This window comes from Dyella flagellata (genome assembly GCF_030160275.1).
GTDB lineage: Bacteria > Pseudomonadota > Gammaproteobacteria > Xanthomonadales > Rhodanobacteraceae > Dyella_B > Dyella_B flagellata.
This window is the reverse complement of the sequence record NZ_BSOA01000047.1, coordinates 130,994-144,021: the sequence shown is the minus strand read 5'-3', so window position 1 is coordinate 144,021 and position 13,028 is coordinate 130,994. Positions and strand designations below refer to the sequence as shown.

The window sequence follows — 13,028 nt, the reverse complement described above, 5'->3', positions numbered from 1 at the left end:
AAGTTGCCGGAGGGCACGGAGATGGTGATGCCGGGCGACAACGTGAAGATCTCGGTGACGCTGATCTCGCCGATCGCGATGACCGAAGGCCTGCGTTTCGCGATCCGCGAAGGCGGCCGCACCGTGGGTGCCGGCGTCGTCGCCAAGATCACCAAGTAAGGTCCGCTGTACGAAAGCCGCCTGCGACCCAGGCGGCTTTTTTGTAAAGTGCTTGTCCTATGGCTGTAAATAAGTTATAGTCGCTGAGTTGATTTGCCATTCCCTAGTGAATGGCTCACCGCGAAATGAGGTACAGGACGTGCTTCGAGTTCGCTAACAAGGATGTTGCGGGGTCCCGGTGTGGAGCTAAGTCTCTGTCACCAAAAGGGTTTCCGCATACGATATATGTCTGGGCAGGCCGCAAAACGGCCTGCCTGGCGTTTTGAGGTCTCTCAAGTACGCAAGTGTGTGAGAGGGGCTCTTGCAGGGCCTGCCTCGGGCCTGATCCGGGGATCTGCAATGCATTGGGTTGTGCGAGGTGGCGAGAAGCTATCTCGATTCACAGTTTGTTCTTTAGATAACAGGACACGGTTATGGCGAACCAAAAGATTCGCATTCGGCTCAAGGCGTACGATCATCGTCTGATCGACCGTTCGGCCAGCGAAATCGTCGAGACGGCCAAGCGCACCGGCGCTACGGTACTCGGTCCGATTCCGCTCCCGACCAAGATCGAGCGCTACACCATTCTGGTGTCGCCGCACGTCGACAAAGACGCTCGCGATCAGTACGAAACCCGTACGCACAAGCGCGTACTGGACATCGTCGATCCCAACGACAAGACCGTGGACGCGCTCATGAAGCTCGATCTCGCCGCTGGCGTTGACGTTCAGATCAAGCTTGGTTGAGCGATAGACAGGATACGAACATGAGTATCGGACTGGTTGGCCGCAAATGCGGCATGAGCCGACTCTTCACCGAAGACGGACGCTCGATTCCGGTGACGCTGATTGAAGCGACCCCGAATCGCGTAACGCAGGTGAAGACGGAAGATAACGATGGTTACAGCGCGGTGCAGGTCACCGCAGGCGTCAAGCGCGCCAGCCTGTTGACCAACCCGGAGAAGGGTCACTACGCCAAGGCTAAGGTTGAGCCGGGTCGTGGTCTGTGGGAATTCCGCCTGAACACGGCTGACGCCGGCAAGTATGCCGTGGGCGCCGAAATCAAGGCTGACGAAGTGTTCCAGGTCGGCCAGATCGTCGACGTGGCGGGCGTCAGCAAGGGTAAGGGTTTCCAGGGCACGATCAAGCGCCATGGCTTCACCATGGGTGACGCCACCCACGGTAACTCGCTGTCGCATCGCTCGCCGGGTTCTATCGGCCAGCGTCAGACGCCGGGTCGCGTGTTCCCGGGCAAGAAAATGTCGGGCCACATGGGTGCGGTGAACCGTACCGTGCAAGGTCTGGAAGTGGTCAAGGTCGACGGCGAGCGTCACCTGATTGCGGTGAAGGGCGCGGTGCCGGGTGCTACCGGTGGCGACGTCGTCATCCGTCCGACCACCAAGGGTTGAGGAGAGACGGCATGGAACTGAATGTAATTGGCGCCAAGCCGCTCAACGTGTCGGACGAAGTGTTCGGCGGTGAGTTCAAGCAGGCCCTGGTCCACCAGGTCGTGGTGGCCTATCAGGCAGGTGGTCGCGCCGGTACGCAGTCGCAGCTTTCGCGCAGCGACGTGTCCGGTACCACCAAGAAGTTCAAGAAGCAGAAGGGCGGTGGCGCCCGTCACGGCGATTACCGCGCTCCGATCTTCGTGGGTGGTGGTGTCACGTTCGCGGCCAAGCCCCGCAGCTACGAGCAGAAGGTCAACCGCAAGTCGTATCGCGTGGCCATCCGTTCGATCCTGTCGGAGCTGAACCGTCAGGGTCGCCTGAAGGTGGTCGAGGGCTTCGGCATCGACGCGCCGAAGACCAAGGCGATGGTCGCCAAGCTGGCCGAACTCGAAGTGTCCGGTCGTGTGCTGCTGGTGTCGGAAGATGCGAACGAAGCGCTGTACCTGGCCTCGCGCAATATCCCCTACCTGCATGTAGTGGATGTGCTCGCGCTGAACCCGGTCAGCCTGGTCGGTTCCGACTATGTGGTGATGACCGTCGAAGCGGTCAAGAAAGTCGAGGAGTGGCTGGCATGAGCAACGAACGCATTCTCAATACGCTGCGCGCGCCGCATATTTCCGAAAAAGCGGCCCGTCTGGCCGAACACAACCAGTACGTATTCGTGGTTGCCCCCGAGGCGACCAAGGCCGACGTCCGTGCAGCGGTCGAGAAGATGTTCGACGTCAAGGTCGAACAGGTGAATCTCGTCAATGCCAAGGGCAAGGTCAAGTCCTTCCGTTTCCGCGCGGGCAGCCGTCAGGGTAAGCGCAAGGCGTACGTTCGTCTTGCCGCAGGCCAGACGATCGACGTGGCGGCCAAGGCCTGAGCCAGGAGTTCTGACAGATGGCACTAATCAATCACAAGCCAACCTCGCCGGGTCGTCGCGACGCCGTTAGCGTCCGCACCGAGGGGCTGCATAAGGGTGCGCCGTACGCACCGCTGACCGAGAGTCAGAACAAGACGGGCGGTCGCAACCATTTTGGTCGCATCACCACTCGTCATCGCGGCGGCGGTCACAAGCAGGCATACCGCATCATCGACTTCAAGCGCGACAAGGAAGGCATTGCCGCCAAGGTCGAGCGCCTGGAATACGATCCGAACCGCACCGCGCACATCGCGTTGCTGTGCTACGCCGACGGCGAGCGCCGTTACATCATCGCGCCGGCTGGCGTGGCGGTGGGCGATCGCCTGGTCTCCGGTCACGACGCGCCGATCAAGGTTGGCAACAGCCTGCCGCTGCGCAATATCCCGGTTGGTTCGACCGTGCATTGCGTGGAAATGAAGCCCGGCAAGGGTGCGCAGATCGCGCGTTCGGCCGGTGCCTCGGTGCAGCTGATCGCACGCGAGTCCGGTTACGCCACCCTGCGTCTTCGCTCCGGCGAAATGCGCAAAGTGCCGGTCGATTGCCGCGCCACCATTGGTGAAGTGGGCAATTCCGAGCACAGCCTGCGCAAGCTGGGCAAGGCTGGCGCCACCCGTTGGAAGGGCATCCGCCCGACCGTCCGCGGCGTGGTGATGAACCCGGTCGATCACCCGCATGGCGGTGGTGAAGGCCGTACCTCCGGTGGCCGTCATCCGGTCAGCCCGTGGGGCACGCCGACCAAGGGCTACAAGACCCGTAACAACAAGCGCACGCAGCAGTTCATCGTGCGTCGTCGCAAGTAACTAGGAAACCGTCATGCCGCGTTCATTGAAGAAAGGTCCGTTCGTTGACCTTCACCTCGTGAAGAAGGTGGAAGCTGCGGTTTCCACCAACTCCAAGCGTCCGATCAAGACCTGGTCGCGCCGCTCCATGATCCTGCCGGAAATGGTGGGATTGACCATCGCCATCCACAACGGTCGCCAGCACGTGCCGGTACTGGTGAACGAGAACATGGTCGGGCACAAGCTCGGCGAGTTCGCGGTCACGCGTACTTTCAAGGGCCATGGCGGCGATAAGAAGGGCAAGTGAGATGAGCACTGAAGCCAAAGCGATCCTGCGCAGCGCTCGCATTTCAGCGCAAAAGGCACGCCTGGTAGCTGACCTGGTCCGCGGTATGCCCGTGGGCCGAGCCAGCGACGTGCTCCAGTTCACCAACAAGAAGGCCGCGCACATTGTTCGCAAGGTGCTGCTGTCGGCCGTCGCCAACGCCGAAAACAATCTCGGCGCCGATGTCGACGAGCTGAAGGTTTCGCGCATCTTCGTGGACGAGGGTCCGGCGATGAAGCGTATGTATGCCCGCGCCAAGGGCCGCGGTTCGCGCATCCTGAAGCGCACCAGCCACATCACCGTGGTCGTTGGTAACTAAGAGGACTGAAGACGATGGGTCATAAAGTTCATCCCACCGGTATCCGCCTCGGTATTGCCAAGGACTGGAACTCGAAGTGGTACGCCAATAAGGGCGAATACGCCCAGTACCTCGCTGCCGACCTCAAGGTCCGCGAGATGCTGCGCAAGAAGCTAGCAGCCGCCGGTATCTCGAAGATCCAGATCGAGCGTCCGGCCAAGACCGCCCGCGTGACGATCCACACCGCCCGCCCGGGCGTGGTGATCGGCAAGAAGGGTGAGGACATCGAGAAGCTGCGCAAGGAAGTCAGTCAGATGATGGGCGTTCCGGCGCACATCAACGTCAACGAAGTGCGCAAGCCCGAACTCGACGCCCAGCTGGTGGCCGAGTCGATCGCACAGCAGCTTGAGCGTCGCATCATGTTCCGTCGCGCGATGAAGCGCTCGGTGGGCAATGCGATGCGCCTGGGCGCGCTGGGCATCAAGATCAACGTGTCCGGCCGTCTGAACGGCGCCGAGATCGCCCGCTCCGAGTGGAGCCGCGAAGGTCGCGTGCCGCTGCATACGCTGCGCGCTGACATCGACTACGGCACCGCCGAGGCGAAGACCACCTACGGCATCATCGGCATCAAGGTCTGGATCTACAAGGGCGAAATCTTCGACCTGGCGCAGATCGGACAGGAGCCGAAGGAAGAGCAGGCCGCACAGCCGCGTCGTGAGCGCGAGGGTGGCGAGGGGCGTCGTGAAGGGCGTCGCGATCGCGAGGGCGGTGAAGGCCGTCGCGAGCGGACGGCGAAGTAAGGAGAGTTGCCATGTTGCAACCCAAGCGAACCAAATACCGCAAGCAGTTCAAGGGCCGCAATGACGGCCTGGCTTTCAGCGCCAACCTCGTCAGCTTTGGCGAGTACGGGCTCAAGGCCACCACGCACGGTGCGTTGACCGCACGCCAGATCGAAGCGGCTCGTCGTTGCATCACGCGTTTCGTGAAGCGTGGCGGCAAGCTGTGGATCCGCGTGTTCCCCGACAAGCCGATCACCAAGAAGCCGATCGAAGTCCGTATGGGCGCCGGCAAGGGTGGCGTGGAGTTCTGGGTCGCACCGATCCAGCCGGGCCGCATGCTTTACGAAATCGAGGGTGTCGACGAGGCAACCGCGCGCGAGGCGTTCCGCCTGGCCGCTGCCAAGTTGTCGGTGCAGACCCAGTTTGTGACCAGAGCGGTGATGTGATGGCCATCAAAGACCTAACAACCAAGTCGGCCGAAGAGCTGAAGCAGCACCTGCTGGACCTGCGCAAGGAGCAGTTCAACCTGCGCATGCAAAAGGGCACCGGGCAGCTCAGCCAGCCGCACCAACTGCGCCGCGTTCGGCGCGATATCGCCCGCACGAAGTTCGTGCTCGGCGGCAAGAAGTAAGAGGCGGCCGACATGAGCGACAACCAAAAGCAGGCACGTACCCTCGAGGGCCGTGTCATCAGCAACAAGATGGAAAAGACGGTCACCGTACTGATCGAGCGCCAGGTGCAGCATCCGCTGCTGGGCAAGATCGTGCGCCGTTCCACCAAGCTCCACGCGCAGGATGATCTGGGCGCGAACGAGGGCGACGTGGTGCGCATCGCGGAGTGCCGTCCGCTTTCCAAAACCAAACATCACCGCGTGGTCGAAATCGTCACGCGCGCCGAAGCGTAAGGGGAGGGTGCAGCCATGATCCAGATGCAAAGCACGCTTTCCGCTGCCGACAACAGCGGCGCCAAGGAACTGATGTGCATCAAGGTGCTCGGCGGCTCCAAGCGCCGTTACGCCGCGATCGGTGACGTGATCAAGGTCACCGTGAAGGATGCCATCCCGCGTGGCAAGGTGAAGAAGGGCGAGGTCTACAACGCCGTGGTGGTTCGTACCGCCAAGGGTGTGCGCCGCGCCGACGGTTCGCTGATCCGTTTCGACGGTAACGCGGCCGTGCTCCTCAACAACAAGCTCGAGCCGATCGGCACCCGTATCTTCGGGCCCGTGACTCGTGAGCTGCGCGGCGAGAAGTTCATGAAGATCGTCTCGCTCGCACCCGAAGTGCTCTGAGGCGGAGAAGAACCATGAACCGTATCCGCAAGGGTGATCAGGTCATCGTGATCACCGGCAAAAACAAAGGTCAGCGCGGCGACGTGCTGCGCGTTGAAGGCGATCGCGTGTTCGTCTCCAACGTCAACCTGGTCAAGCGCCACACCAAACCCAATCCGCAGGCCAATCAGGCCGGCGGCATCGTGGAGCGTGAGGCCTCGATCCATATCTCCAACGTGCAGCTGTTCAACCCCGCCACGAACAAGGGTGAACGCGTCGGTGCCAAAACGCTCGCTGATGGGCGCAAGGTCCGCGTGTACCGTTCGTCCGGCGAGGTCGTGGACGCGTGAGGAACACGAACATGACGCGCCTTGAAACCTTTTACAAAGAACAGGTCATCCAGAAGCTCACCGAGCGCTTCGGGTACCAGAACGTGATGCAGGTTCCGCGCATCACCAAGATCACGCTGAACATGGGCGTGGGCGAAGCGGCGGGCAACAAGAAAGTGCTCGAGAACGCCGTGGCGGACATGGCCAAGATTGCCGGCCAGAAGCCGATCACGACCAAGGCGCGCGTATCCGTGGCCTCGTTCAAGATCCGCGACGGCTGGCCGATCGGCTGCAAGGTCACGCTGCGCCGCGCCACCATGTGGGAATTCCTGGATCGCCTGATCAATATCTCGCTGCCCCGCGTCCGCGACTTCCGCGGCGTTTCGGGTCGCGCCTTCGATGGCCGTGGCAACTACAACTTCGGCATCAAGGAACAGATCATCTTCCCGGAAATCGACTTCGACGCGATCGACGCCATGCGCGGTATGGATATCTCCATCACCACCACGGCCAAGACCGACGAGGAAGCCAAGGCGCTGCTGGAAGCTTTCAGCTTCCCGTTTCGTAATTGATACGATCGTCCGTGATCGAAGAAAGACCGGCCATCCATGGCCGGACTCTTCAAAAAAGAGAACCGAAACATGGCAAAGACATCGATGGTTAACCGCGATATCAAGCGGTCCAAACTTATCAAGAAGTACGCCACCAAGCGCGCCGAGCTGAAGGCTATCGTGGCCAATCCGAAATCCTCGTACGAGGAAAAGATGGACGCGAACGCCAAGCTGCAGAAGCTGCCGCGCGATTCCAGCGCCAGCCGTCTGCGCAACCGCTGCGAACTGTCAGGCCGTCCGCGTGGCGTGTACCGCAAGTTCGGCCTGGGCCGTAACAAGCTGCGCGAAGCCACCATGCGCGGCGACGTTCCGGGCCTGCGCAAGGCGAGCTGGTAAGCCAGTGCAATAGCCGGCCGCGCTCTTCGGAGGGTGGCTCGGGGTGGAGGTTGCTCTCCACCAAAAGAAACCGGGCGGTGTCTGTAACGGGCACCTGCCGAAAGCCCGTCCCTGGCCTTTCTCGCGAAAGCTGGGGAGGGTAACGACTACTTTGTCGCATCAATATTCGCAAAAGCTGGAAAAGGCTGATATGATCGACGGTCTGCGCATCGCAGGCCGGTCTTTCCACCGGCTCACAATCTAGAATTGATCTCCGGTTTTATCGGATATCGGTGCACTCTGAAGGATGTTTTCATGAGCATGACTGATCCCATCGCCGATCTGTTTACGCGCATCCGCAATGCCCAGGCTACGGGCAAGCAGGTTGTCAGCGTACCGTCGTCGAAGCTGAAGGTGGCGCTGGCCAACCTTCTCAAGAACGAGGGCTACATCCTCGACGCCAAGACCTCCGAAGCGGAGGGCAAGCCGGTGCTCGAGATCAAGCTCAAGTATTTCGAAGGCCGTCCCGCAATCGAGCGTATCGAGCGCGTGAGCCGCTCGGGTCTGCGCGTCTACCGCGGTAAGGACGAGCTGCCGAAGGTGCTCGGAGGCCTGGGCATTTCGATCATTTCGACGTCTGCCGGTCTGCTGACCGACGCGCAGGCTCGCGCCAAGGGCGTGGGCGGCGAAGTCATCGGCATGGTCGCGTAAGGAGCTTCCGATGTCTCGTGTTGCCAAGAAACCCATTACCCTGCCCAAGGGCGTCGAGCTGAAGGTTGCCGAAGGCAGCATCGCCGTGAAGGGCCCCAAAGGCACCTTGTCGGTGCATGCACTGCCGGGCGCCTCGGTGCAGGTCGAGAACGGCGTGGTCAACGTCCAGGTCGCCGAAGGCGCCGAGGACAAGTTCGGCGGTACCGTTCGCGCGCTGCTGGCCAATATGGTCAAGGGCGTGTCCGAAGGTTATGAGCGCAAGCTGGAGCTGGTCGGCGTGGGTTACCGCGCTTCGATGGCCGGCAAGGCGCTGAACCTCAGCCTCGGCTTCTCCCACCCGGTCGTGTTCAACGCGCCCGAGGGCATCACCCTCGAGACCCCGACGCAGACCGAAATCCTGATCAAGGGTTCGGACAAGCAGCTGGTCGGCGAGGTTGCCGCCAAGATTCGTGGTTATCGTCCGCCGGAACCCTACAAGGGCAAGGGCGTGCGCTATGCCGGCGAGAAGATCACCCTGAAGGAAGCCAAGAAGGCGTAAGGCGGTCCCTCGCGAAGTGACCCGGCCATCCGTGGCCGGACTCTTCAAAGAGCGATCCCTCGCGAAGTGACCCAGCCATCCATGGCTGGACTCTTCAAAAGAGCGAACTGCCAAAGCCGATCCGTTTCTTAGGAATATGACTATGAACAAGAATGAAGCCCGTCTGCGCCGCGCCAAGTCCACACGCGCGCACATCCGCAAGCTCGGCGTTGCACGCTTGTCCGTGCATCGCACTGGCCAGCATCTGTACGCGCAGGTGTTCGACGCCTCGGGCGTGAACGTGGTGGCAGCTGCCTCCACCGTCCAGAAGTCCGTGGCCGAAGGCCTGAAAGGCACCAAGAACCTGGCAGCCGCTGCTGCCGTGGGCAAGGCGATTGCCGAGCGTGCCAAGGCTGCCGGTATCGAAGCCGTTGCCTTCGATCGTTCTGGTTTCCGCTATCACGGCCGCATCAAGGCGTTGGCCGATGCCGCTCGCGAAGCTGGCCTGAAGTTCTAAAAAAAGGGGCGAGGCCCGCTGAGGGTCGGTCCCGGTCTGCTGTAACTACAACTCTAAGCGGCTCAGCCGCAAGCAAAAGCCCCGGATGGTCCGGGCACACGGAAAAAGATAATGTCTTCTACTGATCGCGAAAACTCAGACGGCCTGCTCGAGAAGCTGATTGCCGTCAACCGCGTGGCCAAGACCGTCAAGGGCGGCCGCCAGATGAGCTTCACCGCGCTGACCGTGGTCGGCGATGGCGAGGGCAAGGTCGGCTTCGGCTATGGCAAGGCGCGTGAAGTGCCGGTGGCCATTTCCAAGGCGATGGACCGTGCCCGCCGCAATATGGTTAGCATCGACCTGAACAACGGCACCCTGTGGTACGCCATCAAGGCTAACCATGGCGCTGCGCGCGTTTACATGCAGCCGGCCTCCGAAGGTACCGGCGTGATCGCCGGTGGTGCCATGCGCGCCGTGCTGGAAGTGGTCGGTGTGAAGAACGTGCTGGCCAAGGCCGTTGGCTCGCGCAACCCGATCAACCTGGTGCGCGCCACCATCAAGGGCCTGCAGGCCGTTGCCTCGCCGAAGCAGATCGCTGCCAAGCGTGGCAAGACCGTGGAAGAGGTGCTGGGCAATGGCTAACAACGAAAAAACCATCCGCGTCCGCCTGGTCAAGGGCCTGCGCGGCGTACAGACCCGCCATCGCCTCAGTGTGAAGGCGCTGGGTCTGAACAAGACCAACGACGTCCGTGAACTGAAGGACAGCCCGCAGGTTCGCGGCCTGATCAACACGGTCTACTACCTGGTCCGGGTTGAGGAGTAATCATTATGCGTCTGAATGACATCAAGCCCGCTGCGGGTTCGCGCAAGACTCGTCTTCGCGTCGGTCGTGGTATCGGCTCGGGCCTGGGCAAGACGGCCGGTCGCGGCCACAAGGGTCAGCATGCCCGTACCGGTCGCAGCCACCGCCTCGGTTTCGAGGGTGGCCAGATGCCGCTGCAGCGCCGTTTGCCGAAGGTCGGCTTTCGTTCGCTGAAGAAGGCCGAGAGCCAGCAGGTGTTCCTGTATCAGCTGGCCAGCCTCAAGGCTGACGTGATCGACGCGGTGGTGCTGCATCAGGCTGGCCTGATCGACAGCCGCGCCAAGAAGGTCAAGGTCGTCGCCAAGGGCGAGATCGGCCGGGCGGTGAAGCTGTCCGGTCTGCTGGCTACGGTGGGCGCCAAGGCTGCCATCGAGGCTGCCGGCGGCAGCGTGGAGTAACTCGTGGCTGCAGCCAAGGGTCCATCGGTAGGATCGCTCGGCAAGTTGACCGAGCTGCGTCAGCGCATCTTCTTCGTGATCGGTGCGCTGATCGTGTACCGTCTCGGCTCGTTCATTCCCGTGCCGGGCGTGAACCCCGATGCCATGGCTAACCTGATCGGTCAGAGCGGCGGCATCCTGGACATGTTCAACATGTTCTCGGGCGGTTCGCTGGGTCGTTTCTCGGTATTTGCGCTGGGCGTGGTGCCCTACATCTCCGCCTCGATCGTGGTGCAGATGATGGGCTCGGTCATTCCGAGCCTGCAGGCCTTGCGCAAGGAAGGGCAGTCGGGCCAGCGCCAGCTGACGACGTATACCCGCATCGGCACGGTCGGCTTGTCCGCCTTCCAGGCCTTCGGCATTGCGGTGGCGTTGATGAAGCAGCAGACCAGCGGTGGTGTGCCGGTGGTCTACATGCCGGGCTTCGGGTTCATCCTGTCCTCGGTGGTCGGTTTGACGGCGGGCTCGCTGTTCCTGATGTGGCTGGGCGAGCAGATGACCGAACGCGGTATCGGCAACGGCATCTCGTTGCTGATCTTCGCGGGTATCGTGGCCGGCTTGCCGAGCGCGGTGGGACATACGCTGTCGATGTCGAGCAACGGTGAGCTGACCACCATCAAGCTGGTCATGGTGGTAGCCCTGGTGCTGGCGGTGACGGCGTTCGTGGTGTTCATGGAGCGCGCCCAGCGGCGTATCACCGTGAACTATGCGCGACGGTCGGGCGGGCAACGGTCTTACATGAACCAGACCTCGCACCTGCCGCTCAAGATCAACATGTCGGGTGTGATTCCGCCCATCTTCGCGAACAGTATCCTGATGTTCCCGGCGATGGCCGCCACCTGGGGCAATGCCAGCCATCAATCGCGTTGGCTGCAGGACTTGATCCAGGTGCTGACCCCGGGCGAGCCGCTCTACGACATCGTTTACGCGGTCCTGGTGATCACCTTCGCCTTCTTCTATACGGCGATCGTTTTCAACTCCCAGGACACGGCGGACAACCTGAAGCGGTCCGGGGCTCTGATTCCGGGCATTCGTCCAGGTCGTTCGACGGCCGAGTACATCGACTCGGTGATGACCCGCCTGACCGGCGTCGGCGCCCTCTACCTGGTGCTGGTCTGTTTGGTGCCGACGTTCATGCAGAACGCCTGGCATGTTCCGTTCTACTTCGGCGGCACGTCGCTGCTGATCGTGGTGGTCGTGGTGATGGACTTCACCGCCCAGGTGCAGGCGCATCTGGTCAGCCACCAGTACGAAGGTTTGCTCAAAAAGGCCAACCTGCGCCGCGGCTGAGGCGCAGGCAGGTTCCGGTGGAGAGGCGGCGGTATCTAAGTCCCGCGGCACTTTCCTGACAGTTTGATTAAGGTTAGAATTGCGCGTTTACCGCGCACGAAAGCAATCGGAGAAAGTACATCATGGCGCGCATTGCGGGTGTCAATTTGCCGGTCCAGAAACACGTCTGGGTTGGCTTGCAGAGCATCTACGGCATCGGCCGCAGCCGGGCCAAGAAGGTCTGCGTGGACGCGGGTGTGAACCCGAATGTTCAGATCAAGTCGCTGAGCGAAGGCGAGGTGGAGAAGATCCGCCACGAAATCGCCAAGTATGTCGTGGAAGGCGATCTGCGCCGTGAGGTCGGTATTGCGATCAAGCGCCTGATGGACCTGGGTTGCTATCGCGGCCTGCGCCATCGTCGCGGCCTGCCGGTGCGCGGCCAGCGCACGCGTACCAATGCACGCACCCGCAAGGGCCCGCGTCGCGCGATCAAGAAATAATTGGAATAAGTCATGGCAAAGCCAGCAGTCAAGACCAAGAAGAAAGTCAAGCGCGTCGTCACCGATGCGGTGGCCCACGTGCAGGCCTCCTTCAACAACACCATCGTCACCATCACCGATCGCCAGGGCAATGCGCTCTCGTGGGCGACCGCTGGCGGTGCGGGCTTCCGCGGTTCGCGCAAGTCCACCCCGTTCGCTGCCCAGGTCGCCGCCGAGAAGGCTGGTCGTGCCGCCGGCGAATACGGCGTGAAGACGGTGGAAGTGCGGATCAAGGGCCCAGGCCCGGGCCGTGAGTCGGCGGTGCGTTCGCTGAACGCCCTCGGCTACAAGGTTCTCAACATCATTGACGTAACGCCGATTCCGCACAACGGCTGCCGTCCCCCCAAGAAGCGTCGCGTCTAAGGAGCACAACCATGGCACGTTATCGTGGAGCTACCTGCAAGCTGGCGCGTCGCGAAGGTTCGGACCTGAGTCTGAAGAGCCCGGCGCGCGCTATCGATTCCAAATGCAAGCTGGAGAACAAGCCCGGCCAGCATGGCGCCAACAAGCGCATGCGCATGTCCGACTATGCTGTTCAGCTGCGTGAGAAGCAGAAGGTCAAGCGCATTTACGGTGTGCTTGAGCGTCAGTTCAGCAACTACTACACCAAGGCATCCACCCTGAAAGGCAATACGGGCGAGAACCTGTTGCGCTTGCTGGAAAGCCGCCTGGACAACGTCGTTTACCGCATGGGTTTCGCAGTCACCCGCGCCCAGGCCCGTCAGCTTGTTTCGCACAAGTCGGTGCTGGTGAACGGCAAGAAGGTCAATATTCCGTCCTACCAGGTGCGCCCGGGTGACGAGATCGCGCTGACCGAGCGCGCGCGCAACCAGCTGCGCGTGCAGGAAGCCGCCACCGTGTTCGACACGATGGACCTGCGCCCGCAGTGGGTCGAGGTGGACGCCAAGAAGTTCGCCGGCACGCTCAAGTCGGTGCCGGATCGCGCGGATCTGCCGTCCGACATCAACGAAGCGCTGATCGTCGAGCTTTATTCGAAGTAATCAA

26 protein-coding genes are annotated in these 13,028 nt (G+C 61.7%); all 26 read left to right on the top strand.

Annotation, left to right across the window (positions count from 1 at the left end; genetic code table 11):
- On the top strand, positions 1-159 hold a 159-nt coding region (locus tag QQJ96_RS18905), incomplete at its 5' end, for an EF-Tu C-terminal domain-related protein (RefSeq protein ID WP_486599110.1).
- Between the two features lie 413 nt (positions 160-572).
- Positions 573-884: a 30S ribosomal protein S10 gene (rpsJ, locus tag QQJ96_RS18900; protein WP_017461875.1), complete on the top strand. Its 312-nt coding sequence runs from the start codon at positions 573-575 to the stop codon at positions 882-884.
- Between the two features lie 20 nt (positions 885-904).
- Positions 905-1,546 (top strand): 50S ribosomal protein L3, encoded by a 642-nt coding sequence (gene rplC / locus QQJ96_RS18895; RefSeq protein ID WP_284333576.1) that lies wholly within the window; start codon positions 905-907, stop codon positions 1,544-1,546.
- A gap of 11 nt (positions 1,547-1,557) precedes the next feature.
- On the top strand, positions 1,558-2,160 hold the full coding sequence (gene rplD, locus QQJ96_RS18890; protein WP_284333575.1) for a 50S ribosomal protein L4: 603 nt from the start codon (positions 1,558-1,560) through the stop codon (positions 2,158-2,160).
- Positions 2,157-2,450, top strand: a complete 294-nt coding sequence (rplW, locus tag QQJ96_RS18885; RefSeq protein ID WP_284333574.1) for a 50S ribosomal protein L23 — start codon at positions 2,157-2,159, stop codon at positions 2,448-2,450. Before rplD ends, rplW begins: the two co-directional genes overlap by 4 nt.
- Before the next feature lie 17 nt (positions 2,451-2,467).
- Complete coding sequence (rplB, locus tag QQJ96_RS18880; protein ID WP_284333573.1) at positions 2,468-3,289, top strand: 50S ribosomal protein L2; 822 nt, start codon at positions 2,468-2,470, stop codon at positions 3,287-3,289.
- A 13-nt stretch (positions 3,290-3,302) separates the two neighbouring features.
- Entirely contained in the window at positions 3,303-3,575 is a 273-nt protein-coding gene (gene rpsS / locus QQJ96_RS18875) for a 30S ribosomal protein S19 (RefSeq protein ID WP_115477112.1), read from the top strand.
- A gap of 1 nt (position 3,576) precedes the next feature.
- Positions 3,577-3,912, top strand: a complete 336-nt coding sequence (gene rplV / locus QQJ96_RS18870) for a 50S ribosomal protein L22 (protein ID WP_074547432.1) — start codon at positions 3,577-3,579, stop codon at positions 3,910-3,912.
- Positions 3,913-3,926: 14 nt separating this feature from the next.
- Positions 3,927-4,691, top strand: coding sequence for a 30S ribosomal protein S3 (gene rpsC / locus QQJ96_RS18865; protein ID WP_284333572.1), 765 nt, complete (start codon positions 3,927-3,929; stop codon positions 4,689-4,691).
- 11 nt (positions 4,692-4,702) lie between these two features.
- Entirely contained in the window at positions 4,703-5,116 is a 414-nt protein-coding gene (gene rplP, locus QQJ96_RS18860) for a 50S ribosomal protein L16 (RefSeq protein WP_126683172.1), read from the top strand.
- The gene (gene rpmC, locus QQJ96_RS18855) at positions 5,116-5,301 is read left to right on the top strand and encodes a 50S ribosomal protein L29 (RefSeq protein WP_109723395.1); all 186 of its coding nucleotides are present in this window, start codon (positions 5,116-5,118) and stop codon (positions 5,299-5,301) included. Before rplP ends, rpmC begins: the two co-directional genes overlap by 1 nt.
- Positions 5,302-5,313: 12 nt before the next feature.
- Positions 5,314-5,574 (top strand): 30S ribosomal protein S17, encoded by a 261-nt coding sequence (gene rpsQ / locus QQJ96_RS18850; RefSeq protein ID WP_284333571.1) that lies wholly within the window; start codon positions 5,314-5,316, stop codon positions 5,572-5,574.
- A 15-nt stretch (positions 5,575-5,589) separates the two neighbouring features.
- Positions 5,590-5,958: a 50S ribosomal protein L14 gene (gene rplN, locus QQJ96_RS18845; protein ID WP_115477106.1), complete on the top strand. Its 369-nt coding sequence runs from the start codon at positions 5,590-5,592 to the stop codon at positions 5,956-5,958.
- Positions 5,959-5,972: 14 nt separating this feature from the next.
- On the top strand, positions 5,973-6,287 hold the full coding sequence (gene rplX, locus QQJ96_RS18840) for a 50S ribosomal protein L24 (protein ID WP_284333570.1): 315 nt from the start codon (positions 5,973-5,975) through the stop codon (positions 6,285-6,287).
- 11 nt (positions 6,288-6,298) lie between these two features.
- Positions 6,299-6,838 carry a 50S ribosomal protein L5 gene (gene rplE, locus QQJ96_RS18835; RefSeq protein ID WP_284333569.1) on the top strand — a complete coding sequence of 180 codons (540 nt, stop codon included), beginning with the start codon at positions 6,299-6,301 and terminating at the stop codon, positions 6,836-6,838.
- Between the two features lie 69 nt (positions 6,839-6,907).
- On the top strand, positions 6,908-7,213 hold the full coding sequence (rpsN, locus tag QQJ96_RS18830) for a 30S ribosomal protein S14 (protein ID WP_284333581.1): 306 nt from the start codon (positions 6,908-6,910) through the stop codon (positions 7,211-7,213).
- Positions 7,214-7,507: 294 nt separating this feature from the next.
- On the top strand, positions 7,508-7,903 hold the full coding sequence (gene rpsH, locus QQJ96_RS18825) for a 30S ribosomal protein S8 (protein WP_284333568.1): 396 nt from the start codon (positions 7,508-7,510) through the stop codon (positions 7,901-7,903).
- 10 nt (positions 7,904-7,913) lie between these two features.
- Positions 7,914-8,441 (top strand): 50S ribosomal protein L6, encoded by a 528-nt coding sequence (gene rplF, locus QQJ96_RS18820; protein WP_284333567.1) that lies wholly within the window; start codon positions 7,914-7,916, stop codon positions 8,439-8,441.
- Positions 8,442-8,577: 136 nt separating this feature from the next.
- Entirely contained in the window at positions 8,578-8,937 is a 360-nt protein-coding gene (gene rplR / locus QQJ96_RS18815; RefSeq protein ID WP_284333566.1) for a 50S ribosomal protein L18, read from the top strand.
- A gap of 111 nt (positions 8,938-9,048) precedes the next feature.
- A complete protein-coding gene (gene rpsE, locus QQJ96_RS18810; protein WP_115495831.1) occupies positions 9,049-9,558 on the top strand; it encodes a 30S ribosomal protein S5 in 510 nt (169 codons plus the stop codon).
- Positions 9,551-9,739: a 50S ribosomal protein L30 gene (gene rpmD, locus QQJ96_RS18805; RefSeq protein WP_192678513.1), complete on the top strand. Its 189-nt coding sequence runs from the start codon at positions 9,551-9,553 to the stop codon at positions 9,737-9,739. Before rpsE ends, rpmD begins: the two co-directional genes overlap by 8 nt.
- Entirely contained in the window at positions 9,739-10,176 is a 438-nt protein-coding gene (rplO, locus tag QQJ96_RS18800; RefSeq protein WP_284333580.1) for a 50S ribosomal protein L15, read from the top strand. Before rpmD ends, rplO begins: the two co-directional genes overlap by 1 nt.
- 3 nt (positions 10,177-10,179) lie before the next feature.
- A complete protein-coding gene (secY, locus tag QQJ96_RS18795; protein WP_284333565.1) occupies positions 10,180-11,505 on the top strand; it encodes a preprotein translocase subunit SecY in 1,326 nt (441 codons plus the stop codon).
- Between the two features lie 122 nt (positions 11,506-11,627).
- Entirely contained in the window at positions 11,628-11,984 is a 357-nt protein-coding gene (rpsM, locus tag QQJ96_RS18790) for a 30S ribosomal protein S13 (RefSeq protein WP_284333564.1), read from the top strand.
- 12 nt (positions 11,985-11,996) lie between these two features.
- Entirely contained in the window at positions 11,997-12,386 is a 390-nt protein-coding gene (rpsK, locus tag QQJ96_RS18785; RefSeq protein ID WP_126683159.1) for a 30S ribosomal protein S11, read from the top strand.
- Between the two features lie 11 nt (positions 12,387-12,397).
- Positions 12,398-13,024: a 30S ribosomal protein S4 gene (rpsD, locus tag QQJ96_RS18780; RefSeq protein ID WP_284333563.1), complete on the top strand. Its 627-nt coding sequence runs from the start codon at positions 12,398-12,400 to the stop codon at positions 13,022-13,024.
- Positions 13,025-13,028: the final 4 nt, after the last annotated feature.

Excerpts from the sequence above, each read along its gene's own strand:
- rpsJ (WP_017461875.1), top strand. The coding sequence starts at position 573 with ATGGCGAACCAAAAGATTCGCATTCGGCTCAAGGCGTACGATCATCGT.
- rplC (WP_284333576.1), top strand. The coding sequence starts at position 905 with ATGAGTATCGGACTGGTTGGCCGCAAATGCGGCATGAGCCGACTCTTC.
- rplD (WP_284333575.1), top strand. The coding sequence starts at position 1,558 with ATGGAACTGAATGTAATTGGCGCCAAGCCGCTCAACGTGTCGGACGAA.
- rplW (WP_284333574.1), top strand. The coding sequence starts at position 2,157 with ATGAGCAACGAACGCATTCTCAATACGCTGCGCGCGCCGCATATTTCC.
- rplB (WP_284333573.1), top strand. The coding sequence starts at position 2,468 with ATGGCACTAATCAATCACAAGCCAACCTCGCCGGGTCGTCGCGACGCC.
- rpsS (WP_115477112.1), top strand. The coding sequence starts at position 3,303 with ATGCCGCGTTCATTGAAGAAAGGTCCGTTCGTTGACCTTCACCTCGTG.
- rplV (WP_074547432.1), top strand. The coding sequence starts at position 3,577 with ATGAGCACTGAAGCCAAAGCGATCCTGCGCAGCGCTCGCATTTCAGCG.
- rpsC (WP_284333572.1), top strand. The coding sequence starts at position 3,927 with ATGGGTCATAAAGTTCATCCCACCGGTATCCGCCTCGGTATTGCCAAG.
- rplP (WP_126683172.1), top strand. The coding sequence starts at position 4,703 with ATGTTGCAACCCAAGCGAACCAAATACCGCAAGCAGTTCAAGGGCCGC.
- rpmC (WP_109723395.1), top strand. The coding sequence starts at position 5,116 with ATGGCCATCAAAGACCTAACAACCAAGTCGGCCGAAGAGCTGAAGCAG.
- rpsQ (WP_284333571.1), top strand. The coding sequence starts at position 5,314 with ATGAGCGACAACCAAAAGCAGGCACGTACCCTCGAGGGCCGTGTCATC.
- rplN (WP_115477106.1), top strand. The coding sequence starts at position 5,590 with ATGATCCAGATGCAAAGCACGCTTTCCGCTGCCGACAACAGCGGCGCC.
- rplX (WP_284333570.1), top strand. The coding sequence starts at position 5,973 with ATGAACCGTATCCGCAAGGGTGATCAGGTCATCGTGATCACCGGCAAA.
- rplE (WP_284333569.1), top strand. The coding sequence starts at position 6,299 with ATGACGCGCCTTGAAACCTTTTACAAAGAACAGGTCATCCAGAAGCTC.
- rpsN (WP_284333581.1), top strand. The coding sequence starts at position 6,908 with ATGGCAAAGACATCGATGGTTAACCGCGATATCAAGCGGTCCAAACTT.
- rpsH (WP_284333568.1), top strand. The coding sequence starts at position 7,508 with ATGAGCATGACTGATCCCATCGCCGATCTGTTTACGCGCATCCGCAAT.
- rplF (WP_284333567.1), top strand. The coding sequence starts at position 7,914 with ATGTCTCGTGTTGCCAAGAAACCCATTACCCTGCCCAAGGGCGTCGAG.
- rplR (WP_284333566.1), top strand. The coding sequence starts at position 8,578 with ATGACTATGAACAAGAATGAAGCCCGTCTGCGCCGCGCCAAGTCCACA.
- rpsE (WP_115495831.1), top strand. The coding sequence starts at position 9,049 with ATGTCTTCTACTGATCGCGAAAACTCAGACGGCCTGCTCGAGAAGCTG.
- rpmD (WP_192678513.1), top strand. The coding sequence starts at position 9,551 with ATGGCTAACAACGAAAAAACCATCCGCGTCCGCCTGGTCAAGGGCCTG.
- rpsM (WP_284333564.1), top strand. The coding sequence starts at position 11,628 with ATGGCGCGCATTGCGGGTGTCAATTTGCCGGTCCAGAAACACGTCTGG.
- rpsK (WP_126683159.1), top strand. The coding sequence starts at position 11,997 with ATGGCAAAGCCAGCAGTCAAGACCAAGAAGAAAGTCAAGCGCGTCGTC.
- rpsD (WP_284333563.1), top strand. The coding sequence starts at position 12,398 with ATGGCACGTTATCGTGGAGCTACCTGCAAGCTGGCGCGTCGCGAAGGT.